This window comes from Flavobacterium sandaracinum (genome assembly GCF_004349135.1).
Taxonomy (GTDB): Bacteria; Bacteroidota; Bacteroidia; order Flavobacteriales; family Flavobacteriaceae; genus Flavobacterium; species Flavobacterium sandaracinum.
The window spans coordinates 22,781-39,745 of the sequence record NZ_SMFN01000013.1 but is presented as its reverse complement, the minus strand read 5'-3'; the positions used below and the strand labels follow the sequence as shown (position 1 = coordinate 39,745).

Genomic DNA, 16,965 nt, shown 5'->3' with positions numbered 1-16,965 from the left:
TGCCGTAAGGCATTTAATACGAATGGTGTTCAGTTTCAAAAAAATAATAACAAGCCGAATATTTACAAAAAAGATTGATATATTAGATGGGCTTGCGACATGTTGAATGCATGCAACTGATTTTTCTATCAAGATTTAGTTTCAGGTGGCAAAAATCAGCTTTTGATTTGCATAAGTATTATACTTTCATAAAACCACCACGGTTATCCTTCCGATCAATAGACTGCTGCACGATTAAATTCCCAATTGTAATCATGTTCAGTAATTCGTATAGTGCAACACTAATTTGATGGGTTTTACTAACTTCTTCCATTTCATTTTTCCAATGTAAAAGCTGTTCTTTGGCTTTCGGCAAATCCAATTCATTTCGCACGATTCCTGCATTCTGACGCATCAAAAGCTGTAATTGGACTTTCATTTTAGCCAAATAATCCGGACTGATTTTAGGTTTTTCAGCGGATTCCCAATTCGAGATAATCCCATTGAATTGGCTTTTCTCAATAGAAACATCAGCCAAATAATCATAAATTTTCTCTGAATATACGAGCGCTTCCAACAAGGAATTAGAGGCTAATCTATTGGCGCCATGCAATCCTGTGCGGGAACATTCGCCACAAGCAAATAAATTTTCTATAGATGTTTTTCCGTTTTTATCAACTGTAATTCCGCCACACAAATAATGCTGTGCGGGAACCACGGGAATCCAGTCTTTTGCTATATCAATTCCTATGCTTTTGCAACGCTCATAAATCATGGGAAAGTGCTTTATGAAAGCGTCTAAATCGAGATGGGTACAATCTAAATAAACGCAATCGTCTCCTGATTTTTTTAGTTCCAAATCAATGCTTTGCGAAACAATATCTCTGGATGCTAATTCGCCTCTTTCATCATAATTTATCATAAACCGAAGTCCTTTTTGGGTACGCATATACGCTCCAAAACCTCGAACTGCCTCCGAAATTAAAAATTTAGATCCTGCTGAAGCATCATATAAAGCGGTAGGATGAAATTGAATGAATTCCATGTCTTTTATGGCTGCATTTGCACGAAAAGCCATGGCAATACCATCTCCGGTTGCTATAACCGGATTGGTCGTATGACCGTAAAGATGGCCTATGCCACCAGTGGCCAGCACTGTGAAATCAGATTGGAATGGGATAATTTCGTTTGTTTTTTCATGCAAGGCATAAGCGCCAAAACAGTGATTGTTTTGGGTTATCAAATCAAGTGCAAAATAATGGTTCAGAACGGTTATGTTTTCTTTTTGATGGACTTGCTCTAAAATGGCACGTTCAATTTCATAACCCGTTTGGTCTTTATGATGTACCACCCTGTTGCGTGAATGGCCGCCTTCTTTGCCTAAATCAAAATTTCCTTTGACCGTTTTATCAAATTTGGCACCCCACGCTATGAGTTCTTTCAATCGTTTCGGGCCTTCGGTGACGACCATTTTGACGACATCAACATCACACAAACCGTCTCCGCAAATGAGGGTGTCGTCAATGTGTTTTTGATACGAATCTTCGGTTTCGTCAGTGACAATGGCAATCCCGCCTTGAGCATATTTTGTATTGGATTCATCTTCGTTCGACTTGGTAATTATCGTGATTTTTCTATCAGGAAATCGTTCTGCAATTTTTATGGCAAAAGTCAATCCTGCCACGCCAGAACCAACGATTAAGTAATTTGTAGCAATCATTATTTTGATAATTCAAGCATTCGTTCAATGGGAACTAAGGCTTTTTTTCTAATATTTTCAGGGACATCAATTTCTGGGCTTTCAGTAAGCAAGCAATCATACACTTTTTGTAATGTATTCATTTTCATATAGCCACATTCGCTGCAAGCACAGGTATTATCCTCTTTTGCAGGAGCCGGAATCAATATTTTATGCGGGACTTCCTGTTGCATTTTATGTAAAATTCCCGCTTCGGTAGCCACAATAAATTGATTGTTCGGATTTGTTTTTACATAGTCAATCATCCCTGCTGTTGAACCAATATAGCTTGCCGTTTGCAAAATATGTGTTTCCGATTCGGGATGTGCAATTATAGTTGCATCAGGATATTGTTTGTGGACTTCGATTAATTTATCCAGCGAAAAAGCTTCATGAACCACACAGGAACCATCCCAAAGCAGCATGTCTCTTCCTGTTTTGCTAATAATGTATTTTCCTAAATTTTTATCCGGTGCAAAAATAATGGGCGTTTCTTTGGGAATGGATTCTACTATTTTCAAAGCATTTGAGGAGGTACATACAATATCACTCAACGCTTTAATTTCGGCGGAACAATTCACGTATGTGATGACAATGTGATCGGGATGTTCATCAATAAATTTTTTGAATAAATCCGGAGGGCACGATTCCGCCAGTGAGCAACCTGCTTTCAAATCGGGCAGAATTACTTTCTTTGTCGGGTTCAATATTTTGGCAGTTTCGGCCATAAAATGTACGCCGGCAAAAAGGATAATATCGGCATCCACTTTCATGGCTTCTTGTGATAATCCCAAGCTGTCACCCACATAATCCGCAATATCTTGAATATCGGCTTCTTGATAATAATGGGCTAAAATAACCGCATTTTTCTCTTTTTTCAATTCCAGTATGCGCTCTTTAAGATTTTTCATTAGTTAAGTTTTAAAAAAAACATCATTTGTTATGCATTCCCACTTCAAACTCTAGAAGCGGATTTTATAGTGCATCACACTGGAACAATTTCGTTTTTCTGTTGAAGTGTAGTTTTTAAGTCTGTTATAAAAGCCATCAAATGGTCTATTTCGACATGATCCATAATTACAATTTTGTACCATTGATTATTTCCGTCGTGTTTTTTGGGAACCAAATCGAATTTTTTCACTAATTCTGGCGTAATATATTCGGCTTGAATGGTTGCAATATTCATGAAAGGTTCTCTGAAATACTTCACGTGTAACGCATCCAATTGTTCACACAACCATTCTGTTCTCATTTGTAAAATGCGAATTTTTTCACACCATCCAAAAGGGCCGTACGTGAATAATATCATCCAAACCGCTACGGCATTTGCACCGGAACGGCTTCCGCAGAGCGTCAAATCCATTCCTTCGACATATTCGGCTTCTTTTGTCAAAACATTTTCGATTAATCCCTTTCGACAAATAAAAACTCCCGTTCCATAAGGAGCCTGAAGCATTTTGTGTGCATCAATGGTTATGGAACTGATTTTTGGGTTTTCAAAATTGATTTCGGAGGCATTGTTGCTAAACGGATATACAAAACCACCATAAGCGGCATCAATGTGTAATTTGTATTTTAAGTCGTGTTTTTCGAGAATTTCAATATAATCATTCGGATTATCAATCGCCCCAAACATCGTCGTTCCCATATTAGAAACTACGATAAAATATTTTTTTCCGCGTTTTTTAGCATTGATAATGCTATTTTCTAGCGCGAATATATCAATAGCGCGGGTTTCGAAATCAACAGGGATTTTTAACCAATCCAGCATCAAAACATTGGCTGCTTTCGGAATGGAATAATGCGTATCTTCTGAAGCTATTATAGCAATTTCGGACAGACTGGTATTCAGTTTGTTCATGAAATAGTTGCGATACATCCAAATGGCCTGAATATTTGCCTCGGTGCCACCAGGAGCGATATAACCGTCAAAGGAATTGGGTTCAGCTTTAAAAACATCAATGGCGAGCACATTCAAAACCTCCCGTTCTATTTCCTGTGTTCCTCTAAAAGCTTTTTCAGAAGTGCCAAAAGTATGGCAGCCAATATGATTGGGATTGGCAACATAGGTTTGTAAAATGGGTGCATCTTTTAGAAATTGAACCTCTTCATTGAATACTTTTCCATCTAACTTGGATGCAGGATACCCCAAGGAGGCATCATGAGAGAAATTCACATTCTCGCCTAATGCTTTTTGAATGCGAATTTGCCTTTCTGTGGGGGTGATTTTTTTCCAGAATTGCATGATTACTATTTTTACCAAAGCTACATGCTAAAAAAATCAGAAAATATGATAAATGTTATGTTTTGGTTTTAAAAAATAGAAATTTTATAAGCGTAATTTTGATAGCGTGGATTCATTAAATTTTATAAAGTCAGAGATATTTGGCTAAACAAGAAAATTATTTTTTAGAAGGTAAGTTTTCGGAACGGATTTGCCAAATCAAGATATACTTTTATAAACATTTACGATAGCGTTGTAAATGTTTTGTTGTCAAGATCAGTTAATAAATCTGAAATGTATTTTAGTAGTGAAATAACTTTTAAACTATTGATTTCGATTCCATAGTTAGTATTAATTCCGTGTAAAATTTCGTGACGATTTAAATGACAGTTAAATTTATGAATATCTTGTTCTCTCACCATTATTGGTGTTTGATTTTGTAAAGGAGATAAATATAGAACTAAAAATTTTCCAGCAACCTCTTCTAATTCTGATGTGACTTGGGGTAAATGTTTATTGTCTTTTATGAAAAATTTCTTTTTCGTAAAATCAAAGCAAATACCATCAACTTGAGTTAAAACTGTTGGAATAAGAGTGAAATGATTATTGTTTTTAAATGAATATAATATTTCTTCAAAAATTTCTTTCCTGTTTGGATGTCTTTTAATTAGACTTTTAAATATTTCATCAATATTAGTTTTATAATATTCTACTAATAATTCGTTAGCTTTTTCGATTTCATCATTTTGGATTCTATACGCAATTTTGGATGCGAAATTCAGTTCGGAATCTAAATCAATAAACCAACCATATTGAGCAATTAGTAAAAAATATTCTGGGGTTTTTTCAGCATATTCTTTTAACCTTTCGCCTAGTTCTTTAAAAGTCTCTAAATTATCAAAAATTGGATTTTTAAATTTCGGCATCGAAGAATATATTTTATTAATATTTTCAAACGATTTTTGTAAAGTTGATGAAATTTCTTTTAGAGATTTTTGAATTACGGTATTTTGCTCAGTAGCTTTTAGGTTAGCCAATAATACTTCTCCTATTTTATTCTCAATTTTTAAAATGGGTTTATATGTCTTTTGGATTTCTAAATAAGGTTTAATCATTTGTTCGATTTTCTTTGATAGATTTTCCAAAATAGTTTTTTTTAAGATTATTTAGCAGACTTTGAGCTGTAACTAAAAAGGAAATAATTTGATCCTTTTCAACAAAAATATTTTCTTGCGTTCTTTGTTTTTCTAAGCTATACTCCATAACTTGTATATAGTATCCATAAATCGGCTCCAATCAAATGTTTTTGGATGCCTTCTTCCCACAAAACAGTTTTTGTAAATATAAGATTACTTATTATTAATACCGCAAGAAAGTATCGCCAGATTTTATTCCCATTGCTAATTCTTCCAAATTGGTGTTTTCGAGCATGAAAGCCAATTCATTTCTGATGGACTTGAATTTATCATGAACTGGACAAGGATGATCCTCGGAGCAGTGACTTAATCCCAGACCACAACCGGTAAAAACTCGATCTCCATCTAATGCAGTTACTATTTGGGATAGTTTTATTTGGCTCATGGTTTCTTTTGGGATTTCAAATCCACCACCTACGCCTTTAATAGAATGGATGATATTATCTCTCGATAGTATTTGTAAAATTTTGGCAGTAAAAGCCTCGGGAGAATCTATTTTTTTTGCAATATCTCTAAGCCCAACTCTATTATTTTGATAGGATTCTGATGCTATAAAAATGGTGGCTCGGATTCCGTATTCACAGGTTTTAGAAAACATAATTGTTTTTTTACAAATTTATAGAAATAAGTGCTATCCTTTATTCTTTGTGTTGGCTATTTTTTTAAATCCAAAAAGGATCATCGTCCTTCTCTGTAAAAGATTCTTCGGTATGAATTTCTTTTATTTTAGCCAATTGGTCTTGGGTGGCTATTTTTTGGATTTCAACAAATAAAATGCGTTCCTCAAAACGAATGTGTGCATCTAATTCTTCTTCAATGAGTCCTAAAGACTTTTCTAAATCTGTAGTTTGTTTGAATAAGCGTTTCAAACGACGATGTTCCGCCAACGCTTTTTTTACAAGCTCATTTTCTGAACCTAAAATAGGAAATACGTATTTTTCTTCTAGTTCGAAATGAGGTTTTAAATGCGTTTTAAAAAACCAATCTGTATATTTTTTGATGCGATCGGGTTCAATTTGCTTCGAAAAACCCGTTCGTATTTTCCAACACAGTTGCAAGCCATGATGATGATCGTGACTTAATGGTTGCAGTTCCGGAGCTCTTTTTAATGGTTTATTTGATATCATATGATGTTAATATAAAATCCGAATTAACGGATGTATAGCACCCAAAGTGCGGTGCTTACTTGATGTGAAATTTTATTTATTTTTAAAGATACGCTTTTGTCAGCAATGCTACTTTAGAATCAACCTCTAAAATGTACTTTAATACGCGCGGTAGAAAGATTTTCCTTTTCCAATTCCTTAACAGAATATCCCAATTTTTCTAACGTAGTCGCGCCATTTACAAAATGCTGGATATAGTAATTTCCCTGATAGTTATGTTGTTCTAAATACTGTATCATGGCTTTCATGTGATTCGTATCAATCAAATCCGAATGTACTGTGGTGCGGACTTCAAACGGGAGCCCACTTTCTACTAATAAACGCAACGATTTTTCAAAAGGCAGAAAAAGATTGGACTGTGTTATCTTTTCAAAATGAACGGGCATAGCCTTAAAATCCAAAGCAATATAATCGATCAATTGATTTTCAAGTAATTGTTGTAAGACTTCAGGTCGTGAACCATTGGTGTCAATTTTTATCAAAAAGCCCATTTTTTTGACTTCGGTTATGAGTTGAATACTGTTCTTATGCAACAGGCATTCGCCTCCGCTAAAAACCACCGCGTCCAACAAGTTTTTTCTGGAATGAAGAAAAGTAAGCGCTTTTTCGAATGAAATAGTTCCTTTTCCCATTACGATTTCAGGATTGTAGCAATACAAACAACGCATATTACAGCCTGCAAACCAAAGAATGCAAGCTGCTTTATGCGCATAATCTAATAAAGTAAAAGGCGTTATGCTGTAAATGGGAGTATTAACATTTTCCTTCATTGAAATGAGTGCGCTGTTTGTGTTCTCCTTTTTTTCCAATATTGAAACTTTCTACAGGTCTGTGATAACCCATTACTCTTGTGTACACTAAACATTTGGTTCTCAAATGTTGGTTTTGTTCTAAAATCGGGTTTGTTGTTTTCATATATTTAAAAGGTTTAAAGTTTAAGGTTTAAAGTTTTGACATCACTAGTTTTTCTATAAAGACAAAATTTTAAAATTGAGATTTTTTTGAACCATTAAGAAATTAAGAAAATTAAGTGTGATTTGGCTTAATGGAACTTAATTTCTTAATGGTTTTAAAGTTTTATAGCTCAACTTTAAATATTAAACTTTTTTCTTCAATTAGAATTTCATCGCATTTTGGGCAATATTCGTGCTCGCCATTCAAATAACCATGAACCGGACACACGCTAAACACTGGCGTAACGGTGATGTATGGCAATTTGAAATTGGAGATTACTTTCTTTACAAACTGTTTGCAGGCTTCTGGCGAACTGATTTTTTCACTCATATACAAGTGTAAAACCGTTCCGCCGGTATATTTACATTGTAATTCGTCTTGTAAAAACAACGCTTCAAAAGGGTCTTCGGTATGATCCACCGGAATCTGGGAACTGTTCGTGTAATACATATTTTCGCCCTGTCCGGCTTGTAAAATGTTCGGGAAACGTTTTTTGTCTTCTTTGGCAAAACGGTAGGTGGTTCCTTCGGCCGGTGTGGCTTCCAGATTGTATAAATTTCCTGTTTCTTCTTGGAATTCTTTCATTCGGTTTCGAATATGCTCCAAGATTTCTGATGCAAATTCGATTCCTGACGATGAAGTTATGGCATCTTGATTTCCGGTAAAATTCGCAATCATTTCGTTCATTCCGTTTACACCAATGGTCGAAAAGTGATTCCTGAAATGCTGCAGATAGCGTTTGGTGTACGGATACAAACCTCGGTCGTACATTTCTTGGATAAACACTCTTTTTTTCTCTAAAGTAGATTTAGAAATATATAATAACCGATCTAATTGTTTGAATAATTCTTCTTTATTTCCTTTGAATAAATAACCCAAACGTGCCATATTAATGGTTACTACGCCAATGCTTCCTGTCATTTCTGCACTTCCAAAAAGTCCGTTTCCACGTTTTAACAGTTCTCTTAAATCGAGTTGCAAACGACAACACATACTGCGAACGGCATTGGGTTTATACGCGTTTTCATTTTCTATTTTATTGCCATTTTCATCCAAAACATATTGGCTTCCAATGAAATTCTGGAAATAAGAAGAACCGATTTTGGCTGTATTTTCAAAAAGCAAATCGGTATTTTCTCCGTCCCAATCAAATTCTTCGGTAATATTTACGGTTGGAATAGGGAAGGTGAACGGCTGTCCGTTGGCATCGCCTTCGGTCATTACCGTGTAATACGCTTTGTTGATGAGGTTCATTTCCTTTTGAAAATGCTCGTAACGCAATTCGGTTACTTTTGTAACGCCTCTTTCTCTGGCTCGCAATAAGAGATCATAATCAAAGTTATTTTCGAAAAAATGATAGTCATTCTTCGTCGGAATTTGGGTTTTCAAATCATCGGGAACGATCCAGTCCAGAGTGATATTTGTGAAAGGCGATTGTCCCCAACGCGCTGGAACATTCAAATTATAAACAAAACTGCGAACGGCTTTCAGGACATCCTCAAAAGACAAATCATCTTTGAAAACATAGGGAGCCAAATACGTGTCAAACGAACTGAAGGCTTGCGCTCCGGCCCATTCGCTTTGCAAAATCCCAAGAAAATTCGCCATTTGTCCCAAAGCTTCTCTGAAATGCGAAGGCGCTTTGCTTTCCACGCGTCCGCGAACGCCATTAAAACCATCGTTAAGTAACACCCGCAGACTCCAACCGGCGCAATATCCGGTCAAACAATCTAAATCGTGAATGTGTATGTCGCCATTGCGATGCGCATACCCTTCTTCTTTAGTATATACTTTGTCGAGCCAATAATTAGCAATAATTTTTCCGGCAACATTGTTGACCAATCCCGCATTAGAATAAGAGGTATTGGCATTGGCATTGATGCGCCAATCCGTTTGTTCTATATATTCTTCGATGGTTTGCGTGCTATCAACGTAAGTAGTGTCCTCGTTTAAGCCATTCACATGTTCGCGTTGCAATTTGCGCGTATGTCTGAATAACATAAAGGAACGCATGACTTCGAAATACTGTTTTTCAAAAAGTTTTTTTTCGATTAAATCCTGAATTTCCTCAACGGCCCAGGTTTCTTTAGATTGTAAATCCTGAATAATTTTTTCGAAAAGAATTTCATCAAATGCTATGGAAACACTCTGAAAGCTTTTTTCAATAGCGTCTTTTATTTTAAAACTTTCAAAAGGTTTGTATTCGCCGTTTCTTTTGATAACATATTTTTCCATAGCATTGGATGATTTAAGTTTAGGTTATTGAAGTGTTTTATTCTTGTTCGGAGAATTTTTTTTCTAAAAGCATCGCACTTGGAAACAAAATGTTGTTTTCCAAATGAATGTGTTTGTGTAAATCCTGCTCAAAATCAGCTAGCATAGCATAAGTCACACGGAACGTACTGCAACCATCGGCCGGTGGCGTATAATTATTGGTTAGTGCTGCTATTTTTACAAAACGATCTCCTTCGGCTTCATGCTCTTCCATCATCATGGCAATTGGGTTTTTTACAGTTCCAAATTGTGGTTTCACAATTGGTTCCTCGGTAAGCGCTGCTTTTGCCATTTTTTTGATAAAAGGAAACAAAATCAGTTCTTCTTTTTTCATGTGTTGCGCTAATTCGCCTGCACAACCAATAAAGAGTTCATTGATTTCGAATAATTCAGGATGATTTGCACCATGTACTTTGCACAGTTTGTCTAAAAAAGGAAGCAAAATTTGCGTTTTTTCTTCCACATAACGATGATGCGTTTTCTCAATATAATCGGCCAATAAATCCAAAGGCCAAATTTTGAAATCTATAGTACTGTCATTTTTGGTTGCCAAAACCGTGTTGATCTGGTCCATTAATTGATCCGTATCAACATTCTTTTTTTCACAAGCTTCCTCGATTGTTCGATTGCCTTTGCAGCAAAAATCGATTCCGTATTTTGAAAATATTGCCGCGGTTCTAAAATCTTTTGCAACGTATTCTCCGATTGTTATTTTCTCTAAAGTTTCCATATGATCTGTTTTCTATTAAAATTTATTTAGACAAAAATAATCATTATTTTTAATAAAAGACAAATTTATCCTTAATTAATTTTTTAAATTAATTTTATTTGTAATTTAATAGTTGTCAGACAGATGTGTTTTGTGTAAGTCTTTTTTAATGGATTATAATTTTACAATTTAAAAAAAAATCAAAAGATGACTTTTATCATGTTTTAGCTTTTTTTAATGACATTAATTTGCAATAAACAAATAAAAGACATTTTTGTCCTTTATTTAAATTAGAGTACATTTATTAACTAACAAAAACGGATACTTATGCTTTCAAAATCACAGGCAAGAGCATTTTTTTTAGGAGGAACATTGGTCACCTTTTTAATCTTTATAGGATTGACCATTTATTCGTTCATGCCAAGGAATGACCAAACAAACTACAGTAAGATTACCAAAGAGGTAGTGAGAGGAAAAGAAATTTGGGAAACCAACAATTGTATGGGCTGTCATACCATTATGGGCGAAGGAGGGTATTATGCTCCCGAATTGACAAAAGTGATGGATCGTCGTGGCGAAGGATATATCAAAGCGGTTTTGATGTCGCCAGTTCCTTGGGCACCAAATGGACGAAAAATGGTAGCTTATAAAATGAATGAAGCGGATGCCAATGCCATGGTAGCCTACTTCCAATGGATTGGAAAATTGGATTTAAATGGTTTCGACCGAATCGTTTCCCCTTTAGCTAAAGAAAATAATTAAAATTTTTAAAAATGAAATATAAATCACAAAAAGTAGCCTACTGGTTTTTTGCATTATGCATGCTTTTGTTCTCCCTGCAAATTGTCTATGGCTTTATCATGGGCTTTGACCGAATAGGAATTCAAGGATTACATGAAATTATCCCTTTTAACGTGGCACGAGCGGTGCATACTAACTTGTTAGTAGTATGGTTGTTAACCGGTTTTATGGGTGCGGCATATTACATTATTCCCGAAGAGGCGCAACGCGAATTAATAAGCGTGAAATGGGCTTATGTTCAACTGATATCCTTAGCTATTGTTGGTGTTGTTACCATAATTGGTTTTCACTTCAACCATTGGGAAGGAAGAAAATTTCTTGAAATTCCAAGAGAATTAGACTATTTAGTAGTTGTAAATGTACTGCTGTTCTTATTCATAATTTTGGGGACTCTTTTCAAAGGAAAGCGACAAACTACTACGGCTTTAGTACTATCAATGGGATTGTTTTTTGCAGCCTTGCTTTATATACCCGGAATGATTTGGTTTGACAGCCAGGTAATGGATTCATTTTTCCGTTGGTGGGTGGTTCACTTGTGGGTTGAAGGTGTTTGGGAATTAATTATGGGAGGTATCCTTTCGTTCTTATTGATCAAGTTAACCGGAGTGGACAGAGAAGTTATCGAAAAGTGGTTGTACGTAATTGTTGGTCTTACCTTTCTTTCCGGAGTTTTGGGAACAGGGCATCACTACTACTACATTGGAGTAAATAAAATTTGGTTGATCGTTGGTGGTATTTTCTCTGCCTTGGAACCTTTGGCTTTCTTAGCGATGGCATTATTTGCCGTGAACATGTACAGAAAAGGGGAAAAAAGTCATCCAAACAAAATTGCTTTATTCTGGACAATCGGTTCAGCTATCGTTTCTTTTGTAGGTGCTGGATTACTTGGTTTTGCACATACTTTGCCACAAACAAACTTGTATACGCATGGAACTTTAGTGACAGCAATGCACGCTCATTATGCATTCTGGGGCGCTTATGCGATGATTGTTCTAGCGATGATTAGTTATGCTTTACCCAATTTAACGGGACGTAAACGTTACGAAAGTTCGCAAGGTATGATGGCTTTTTGGCTATCTAATATTGGAATCTTGGGGATGACCGTAGCCTTTGGTGTTGCCGGAGTTGCTCAAGTCTATATGGAACGAAAAATGAAAATGGATTTCATGGTTGTTCAAAGCGAAATCAGTATCCATTTTGTAGTGCTTCTTATTTGTGCTACCATGTTTACGATAGGAATTGGTCTGTTTATTTTTGATTTTATCAAATACGGAAGACCTACAGATGAAGCTCTTGAAACAGACAATCAAGGACATAGAGCAGATGGATATAAAATCGATGGCCATATAATTGAAAATCTAACAGGTACAAGTGAGAAAAAAGGAAAAACAGTGATTTAAAACTGAAACCTTTTTCGTGTAACGGAATACTTAAAATAAAATTTCCAGAATGCTTTAACCACCGTTTTTTAGAATTGCATTTCCGAAAAAACAATAGTTATCGTGTTCTGGTTTTTTTCTAAAATAAAAAAAAATGTTAGTAAATATCCCATATTATCACGCGGTAGGCAAAGAAAAAGAAGTCTTTGAACACGCCTATAAAAACAAAATACCTTTCCTCTTGAAAGGGCCAACCGGAACTGGAAAATCCCGTTTTGTGGAATACATGGCACATCAATTGGATAAAAAAATTATCACAATTAGTTGTCACGAAGAAACGTCTTCTACGGATTTAATTGGACGATTTATCATAAAAGGTGCCGAAACGGTTTGGCTGGATGGACCATTAACCACTGCCGTAAAAGAAGGAGCGATTATTTATTTGGATGAAATCGCCGAAGCACGACCAGACGTTATTGTAGCCATTCACTCCTTGACAGATCACAGAAGGGAATTATTCATAGATAAATTAGGCGAAACCGTGAAAGCGCATGACGATTTTATGTTGGTTGCTTCCTTTAATCCCGGTTATCAAAGAGGTTTTAAAGAACTAAAACCATCAACCCGTCAGCGATTTATTGCCGTTTCTTTTGAATATCCGGAAACGAAAATTGAAACTGAAATTTTGGTAAAAGAAACAAATGTTGATCCTGTTGTCGCCAAAAAACTGGTAGCCATTGGAAACAAAATCAGAAACCTAACCGAATTGGGGTTGACAGAAACCGTTTCGACCCGACTTTTAGTGGATGCCGCCAAAATTATTCATTCAGGTCTTCCAAAACGATTGTCGGTTCATGTGGCTATTGTAGAACCGTTAACCGATGATTTACAAACGGTGGAAGCATTGAAAGATTTGTGTGATTTGATGATTTAAATCAGAAAAAAATGGGTTTCGAAATAGACGAATATATAGTTGGGAAGTTATTCAGACACTTAAAAAAAAGTAAAAAGATACATCCCGAAATTACTGCAAGAACTGTAACGCTTAATGACATAAAACCGCGATTGACTATTTTGGCTCGTGCTTTGACGGGTAAACCAATCGAAATTTTCCCTGCCGAAAGAGAGGGAGGATATAAAAACAATAATTTTTTCCTTCCCATTTCTTTTTCCAAATTGCCAACAAAAAAAGATAACCTTACTTTTTATCTTTTTAGAATTTTGTATCTGAGCGTACAACAGCGGTTGAATTTGAATTGGACTTTAGAAGAAAAAGACCAGCCTTTAGCACTTTCACAACAAAAAGCATTTGAAACATCGGAAGAAATTTTGACCATTTTGTTTGAAGAATTTTCTATCGATAAAAAATTTCATACAGAAACAAAACTGTATTTCATTCAAAAGGAAAACGGAAAAAATGCTCCTGATTTTTCTTGGCTGTATGGCAAATGGATGCAAAATGAAATAGAAAAAAACAGTAATACTATTCTCGAAAATTTCTCTGATAAAACCAAAAAAGCGAATGAAAATCAGGCTTTAACAACTTTGAAATCAAAAGCGGTAGAAGAAGTGATTACTGTTGAGGTCGATAAAAAACAACAGGAAGATTATGTCTTGCTTCACAATTTTGAAAAAGTGGAAACGGCCGAAGAATTCAATGGAACCTGGCGTGACTTTGATGGTTCAGACGAATTAGAAGAGCATCAGGAGGCATTGGAAGAGTTGAATATGAAATACACTGTTCGGGTAGATGATACGGCACATTCCGTTTATCAATCGGATTTTATTGAGAATACTTCCATCTCCGAAAGTGCCGAAATTGATGCCAAAGGATTCCATCTTACCTATAACGAATGGGATTTTAGCAAGCGTATTTACAAGGAGAATTTTTGTAAAGTATATCCGAAATCACAACAGAAAACCGACCCTAATTACTATAAAAAGACCATTGCAAAAAATGCTTCGACCTTATTGGGTTTGCGAAAAATGCTGACCAATGTCAATAACAGAATGCAACAGCAAAAACGCCAGACACAAGGTGACGAATTTGATATTGACGCCATTACGGATTTGTATATTGACGTTCATTCGAAACGAACGCCATCTGAAAATATATACATTTCAAATCGAAAAAAAGATAAGGATTTGTCGATTTTAATCCTCTTGGATATTAGCCTTTCCAGTGATGGATATGCTGCAGGAAATCGTGTTATTGATGTGGAGAAAGAGGTTTCTATTCTTTTTGGAGAAATCTTAAACGAGTTCAATATTGATTTTTCCATCGATAGTTTTTACTCCAAAACACGAAATTTTTCGACCTATTTAACGGTAAAGGATTTTGATGAAAACTGGAACATCGCCAAACATAAAATTGGAGCGATAGAACCCAATGGCTATACCAGAATTGGAGCCGCCTTGAGACATGCCGGCGCAAGACTCGATAAAAGAAACACTAAAAATAAATGGGTTATCCTGATTTCTGATGGAAAACCCAATGATTACGATAAATATGAAGGAAAGTATGGCGTCAATGATGTGAAACAAGCACTTCGAGAACTCAATAACAGGAATATTAATTCCTATGCTTTGGCTATTGAAGCCCAGGCAAAATATTATCTGCCGCAAATGTTCGGGCAAAATCACTATCAAATTCTAACAACACCAGTCGAACTATTGCGTTCCTTGGTGCAACTGTACGAAAAAATTAAACATCAAAAATAAATACTATAATGAACGATATTTCCAATACCACAACACTTCCCGAAGGACATCCGGTTCAGATTTACTTTCAGGAAAACGACATTATTCATGCACTTTTAGAAGAATTATCAGCTGTAAATCCTGAGAATGATTTACAGAAATATACGAATATATTCAATCAGCTTCAAACCATCGAGAAACGATTTGCCCGTAAAGAAAATCAGCTTTTTCCATTTTTAGAAAAAAAAGGATGGAACGGTCCTTCTCAAGGAATGTGGTCCTTTCATGATAATTTAAGAGAGCAATTCCGTTTGATTCAATATTATCTTAAAATGAATAATCCAGAGAAAATTAGTATCAATACTCCTTTTCTGGTCAATGGAATCGACCGATTGATGCAGATGGAAGAAGCGGTTTTATTTCCAAATGCCTTAGAACTACTTACTGAAGCCGACTGGATTGAAATGCGTAAAGGCGAGGAAGAAATAGGCTGGATGCTGTCACAAGCTCCTGCTCCTTATCCAAAACAAGAATACATTCACCCAAGTGAAGATTTTACGAAAAGAGAAATCTCTTTTTCGCTCGAAAATACCGCTCATTATGATGAGGGTTATATGACGGTGGAGCAAGTAAATTTACTTTTTAAAACCCTGCCGTTAGATTTGACTTATGTGGATGAAAACGACAAAGTGATTTTCTATAATCGTGGAGAAGAACGCGTATTTCCCAGAAGTGCCGGAATTATTGGTCGTGAAGTCAAGTTTTGTCATCCACCAAAAAGTGTTGGGACTGTGCTTAAAATCCTGGATGAATTTAGAAAAGGAACACAAAATGAATCTTCTTTCTGGATTAATTATAAAGAACGTCTGATTTACATCCGCTATTTTGCAGTCAGAGATGCTGATAAGAACTACAAAGGTGTCATTGAAATGTCGCAGGATATTACCGATATCAAGAAAATAGAAGGTGAAAAAAGATTGTTGGACTGGGAGTAATTTTACTGTGAAAATAGCCATTATTTTTAACCTCTTCTTTGCATTCCAATAGATTCCAACTCATAAATTGTGAAGGGGAGGTTATTTTTAAAACGCTGGGTTAATAAAATAAATTTCAAGTATATGTGTCCAAAATACGAACGCAATAACCGAAGAACACAGTTTTTATTTGTATTATGTCCATTTTTTGCACTGATTATTTTCAGTTTCATATTTTTTAAAAATGAAAAAGCAGAAGAACATCATCTTGAAATAAAAACTCCTGATGAAGCGATTGCGGATTTAAAAAATGGCAACTTGCGTTTTTTAGAAAATAAGTCCGTTCATCTCAATTATGCGCATGAAATTGATCTTACAAAAAAGGAACAACATCCGCATACATTGGTTTTAACGTGTATTGATTCACGGGTTCCTCCTGAAATTATTTTTGACCAAGGTATAGGGAATCTTTTTGTAGCAAGAGTTGCCGGTAATATTGAAGACGATAACATTTTAGGCAGTATGGAATTTGCCACTACAATTAAACACACCAAGCTTATCGTGGTTTTAGGACACAATTATTGCGGTGCAGTTCAAGGCGCAATTGATAATATTGGTTTAGAACATTTGACCCAGCTCACCTCACAAATCAAACCATCCATAAATCCACACAAAACGTATCCATTATCGGACTACACCATTGATGATACTTCAAGAAAAAATGTTGTGTTGACCATTGAAAAAATTATACAAAAAAGTGCGACACTAGAACATCAATTAAAAAATAAAGAAATAAAAATCATTGGCGCTTATTATGATATTACTAATGGAAAAGTAGCTTTTTTAGAAAACAATGAAGTACTCAAATAAC

At 35.5% G+C, this 16,965-nt stretch carries 16 protein-coding genes; 6 read left to right on the top strand and 10 right to left on the bottom strand.

The genetic code is table 11. The features are described from left to right. Positions 1-178: 178 nt before the first annotated feature. The 10 genes from nadB to ric form a co-directional block, all read right to left on the bottom strand. The gene (gene nadB / locus E0F91_RS11530; protein ID WP_132066665.1) at positions 179-1,699 is read right to left on the bottom strand and encodes an L-aspartate oxidase; all 1,521 of its coding nucleotides are present in this window, start codon (positions 1,697-1,699) and stop codon (positions 179-181) included. After that, on the bottom strand, positions 1,699-2,628 hold the full coding sequence (gene nadA, locus E0F91_RS11525; RefSeq protein ID WP_086455250.1) for a quinolinate synthase NadA: 930 nt from the start codon (positions 2,626-2,628) through the stop codon (positions 1,699-1,701). The genes nadB and nadA overlap by 1 nt, the downstream gene beginning before the upstream one ends. Positions 2,629-2,702: 74 nt before the next feature. Continuing rightward, on the bottom strand, positions 2,703-3,962 hold the full coding sequence (locus E0F91_RS11520; RefSeq protein WP_086455249.1) for a pyridoxal phosphate-dependent decarboxylase family protein: 1,260 nt from the start codon (positions 3,960-3,962) through the stop codon (positions 2,703-2,705). A gap of 221 nt (positions 3,963-4,183) precedes the next feature. Then, on the bottom strand, positions 4,184-5,086 hold the full coding sequence (locus E0F91_RS11515) for a hypothetical protein (protein WP_132066664.1): 903 nt from the start codon (positions 5,084-5,086) through the stop codon (positions 4,184-4,186). Between the two features lie 214 nt (positions 5,087-5,300). Then, on the bottom strand, positions 5,301-5,735 hold the full coding sequence (locus E0F91_RS11510; protein WP_086455120.1) for an RrF2 family transcriptional regulator: 435 nt from the start codon (positions 5,733-5,735) through the stop codon (positions 5,301-5,303). Positions 5,736-5,799: 64 nt separating this feature from the next. Next, complete coding sequence (locus E0F91_RS11505) at positions 5,800-6,264, bottom strand: hemerythrin domain-containing protein (protein ID WP_086455119.1); 465 nt, start codon at positions 6,262-6,264, stop codon at positions 5,800-5,802. Between the two features lie 119 nt (positions 6,265-6,383). After that, positions 6,384-7,073, bottom strand: a complete 690-nt coding sequence (locus tag E0F91_RS11500) for an anaerobic ribonucleoside-triphosphate reductase activating protein (protein WP_086455118.1) — start codon at positions 7,071-7,073, stop codon at positions 6,384-6,386. After that, positions 7,057-7,218, bottom strand: a complete 162-nt coding sequence (gene nrdD, locus E0F91_RS11495) for an anaerobic ribonucleoside-triphosphate reductase (RefSeq protein ID WP_073203594.1) — start codon at positions 7,216-7,218, stop codon at positions 7,057-7,059. The genes E0F91_RS11500 and nrdD overlap by 17 nt, the downstream gene beginning before the upstream one ends. A gap of 162 nt (positions 7,219-7,380) precedes the next feature. After that, the gene (locus E0F91_RS11490; RefSeq protein WP_132066663.1) at positions 7,381-9,492 is read right to left on the bottom strand and encodes a ribonucleoside triphosphate reductase; all 2,112 of its coding nucleotides are present in this window, start codon (positions 9,490-9,492) and stop codon (positions 7,381-7,383) included. A gap of 37 nt (positions 9,493-9,529) precedes the next feature. Next, on the bottom strand, positions 9,530-10,261 hold the full coding sequence (gene ric, locus E0F91_RS11485; RefSeq protein WP_086455116.1) for an iron-sulfur cluster repair di-iron protein: 732 nt from the start codon (positions 10,259-10,261) through the stop codon (positions 9,530-9,532). 306 nt (positions 10,262-10,567) lie between these two features. Between ric and E0F91_RS11480 the strand changes: the two genes are divergently transcribed. The 6 genes from E0F91_RS11480 (at position 10,568) to E0F91_RS11455 (ending at position 16,964) form a co-directional block, all read left to right on the top strand. Continuing rightward, positions 10,568-11,002: a c-type cytochrome gene (locus E0F91_RS11480; protein WP_086453129.1), complete on the top strand. Its 435-nt coding sequence runs from the start codon at positions 10,568-10,570 to the stop codon at positions 11,000-11,002. An 11-nt stretch (positions 11,003-11,013) separates the two neighbouring features. Next, positions 11,014-12,441 (top strand): cbb3-type cytochrome c oxidase subunit I, encoded by a 1,428-nt coding sequence (locus E0F91_RS11475; RefSeq protein ID WP_132066662.1) that lies wholly within the window; start codon positions 11,014-11,016, stop codon positions 12,439-12,441. Positions 12,442-12,574: 133 nt separating this feature from the next. Further along, the gene (locus E0F91_RS11470; RefSeq protein ID WP_091164870.1) at positions 12,575-13,354 is read left to right on the top strand and encodes a CbbQ/NirQ/NorQ/GpvN family protein; all 780 of its coding nucleotides are present in this window, start codon (positions 12,575-12,577) and stop codon (positions 13,352-13,354) included. An 11-nt stretch (positions 13,355-13,365) separates the two neighbouring features. Further along, positions 13,366-15,141 carry a nitric oxide reductase activation protein NorD gene (locus E0F91_RS11465; protein WP_132066661.1) on the top strand — a complete coding sequence of 592 codons (1,776 nt, stop codon included), beginning with the start codon at positions 13,366-13,368 and terminating at the stop codon, positions 15,139-15,141. Positions 15,142-15,149: 8 nt separating this feature from the next. Next, on the top strand, positions 15,150-16,115 hold the full coding sequence (locus E0F91_RS11460) for a DUF438 domain-containing protein (RefSeq protein ID WP_086453133.1): 966 nt from the start codon (positions 15,150-15,152) through the stop codon (positions 16,113-16,115). 123 nt (positions 16,116-16,238) lie between these two features. Then, positions 16,239-16,964, top strand: coding sequence for a carbonic anhydrase (locus tag E0F91_RS11455; protein ID WP_132066660.1), 726 nt, complete (start codon positions 16,239-16,241; stop codon positions 16,962-16,964). Position 16,965: the final 1 nt, after the last annotated feature.

Coding starts and splice junctions, on each gene's coding strand:
- E0F91_RS11490 (WP_132066663.1), bottom strand. CDS start 9,492: ATGGAAAAATATGTTATCAAAAGAAACGGCGAATACAAACCTTTTGAA.
- ric (WP_086455116.1), bottom strand. CDS start 10,261: ATGGAAACTTTAGAGAAAATAACAATCGGAGAATACGTTGCAAAAGAT.
- E0F91_RS11520 (WP_086455249.1), bottom strand. CDS start 3,962: ATGCAATTCTGGAAAAAAATCACCCCCACAGAAAGGCAAATTCGCATT.
- E0F91_RS11460 (WP_086453133.1), top strand. CDS start 15,150: ATGAACGATATTTCCAATACCACAACACTTCCCGAAGGACATCCGGTT.
- E0F91_RS11470 (WP_091164870.1), top strand. CDS start 12,575: ATGTTAGTAAATATCCCATATTATCACGCGGTAGGCAAAGAAAAAGAA.
- E0F91_RS11480 (WP_086453129.1), top strand. CDS start 10,568: ATGCTTTCAAAATCACAGGCAAGAGCATTTTTTTTAGGAGGAACATTG.
- E0F91_RS11465 (WP_132066661.1), top strand. CDS start 13,366: ATGGGTTTCGAAATAGACGAATATATAGTTGGGAAGTTATTCAGACAC.
- nadA (WP_086455250.1), bottom strand. CDS start 2,628: ATGAAAAATCTTAAAGAGCGCATACTGGAATTGAAAAAAGAGAAAAAT.
- E0F91_RS11505 (WP_086455119.1), bottom strand. CDS start 6,264: ATGATATCAAATAAACCATTAAAAAGAGCTCCGGAACTGCAACCATTA.
- nrdD (WP_073203594.1), bottom strand. CDS start 7,218: ATGAAAACAACAAACCCGATTTTAGAACAAAACCAACATTTGAGAACC.
- E0F91_RS11510 (WP_086455120.1), bottom strand. CDS start 5,735: ATGTTTTCTAAAACCTGTGAATACGGAATCCGAGCCACCATTTTTATA.
- E0F91_RS11455 (WP_132066660.1), top strand. CDS start 16,239: ATGTGTCCAAAATACGAACGCAATAACCGAAGAACACAGTTTTTATTT.
- E0F91_RS11500 (WP_086455118.1), bottom strand. CDS start 7,073: ATGAAGGAAAATGTTAATACTCCCATTTACAGCATAACGCCTTTTACT.
- E0F91_RS11475 (WP_132066662.1), top strand. CDS start 11,014: ATGAAATATAAATCACAAAAAGTAGCCTACTGGTTTTTTGCATTATGC.
- nadB (WP_132066665.1), bottom strand. CDS start 1,699: ATGATTGCTACAAATTACTTAATCGTTGGTTCTGGCGTGGCAGGATTG.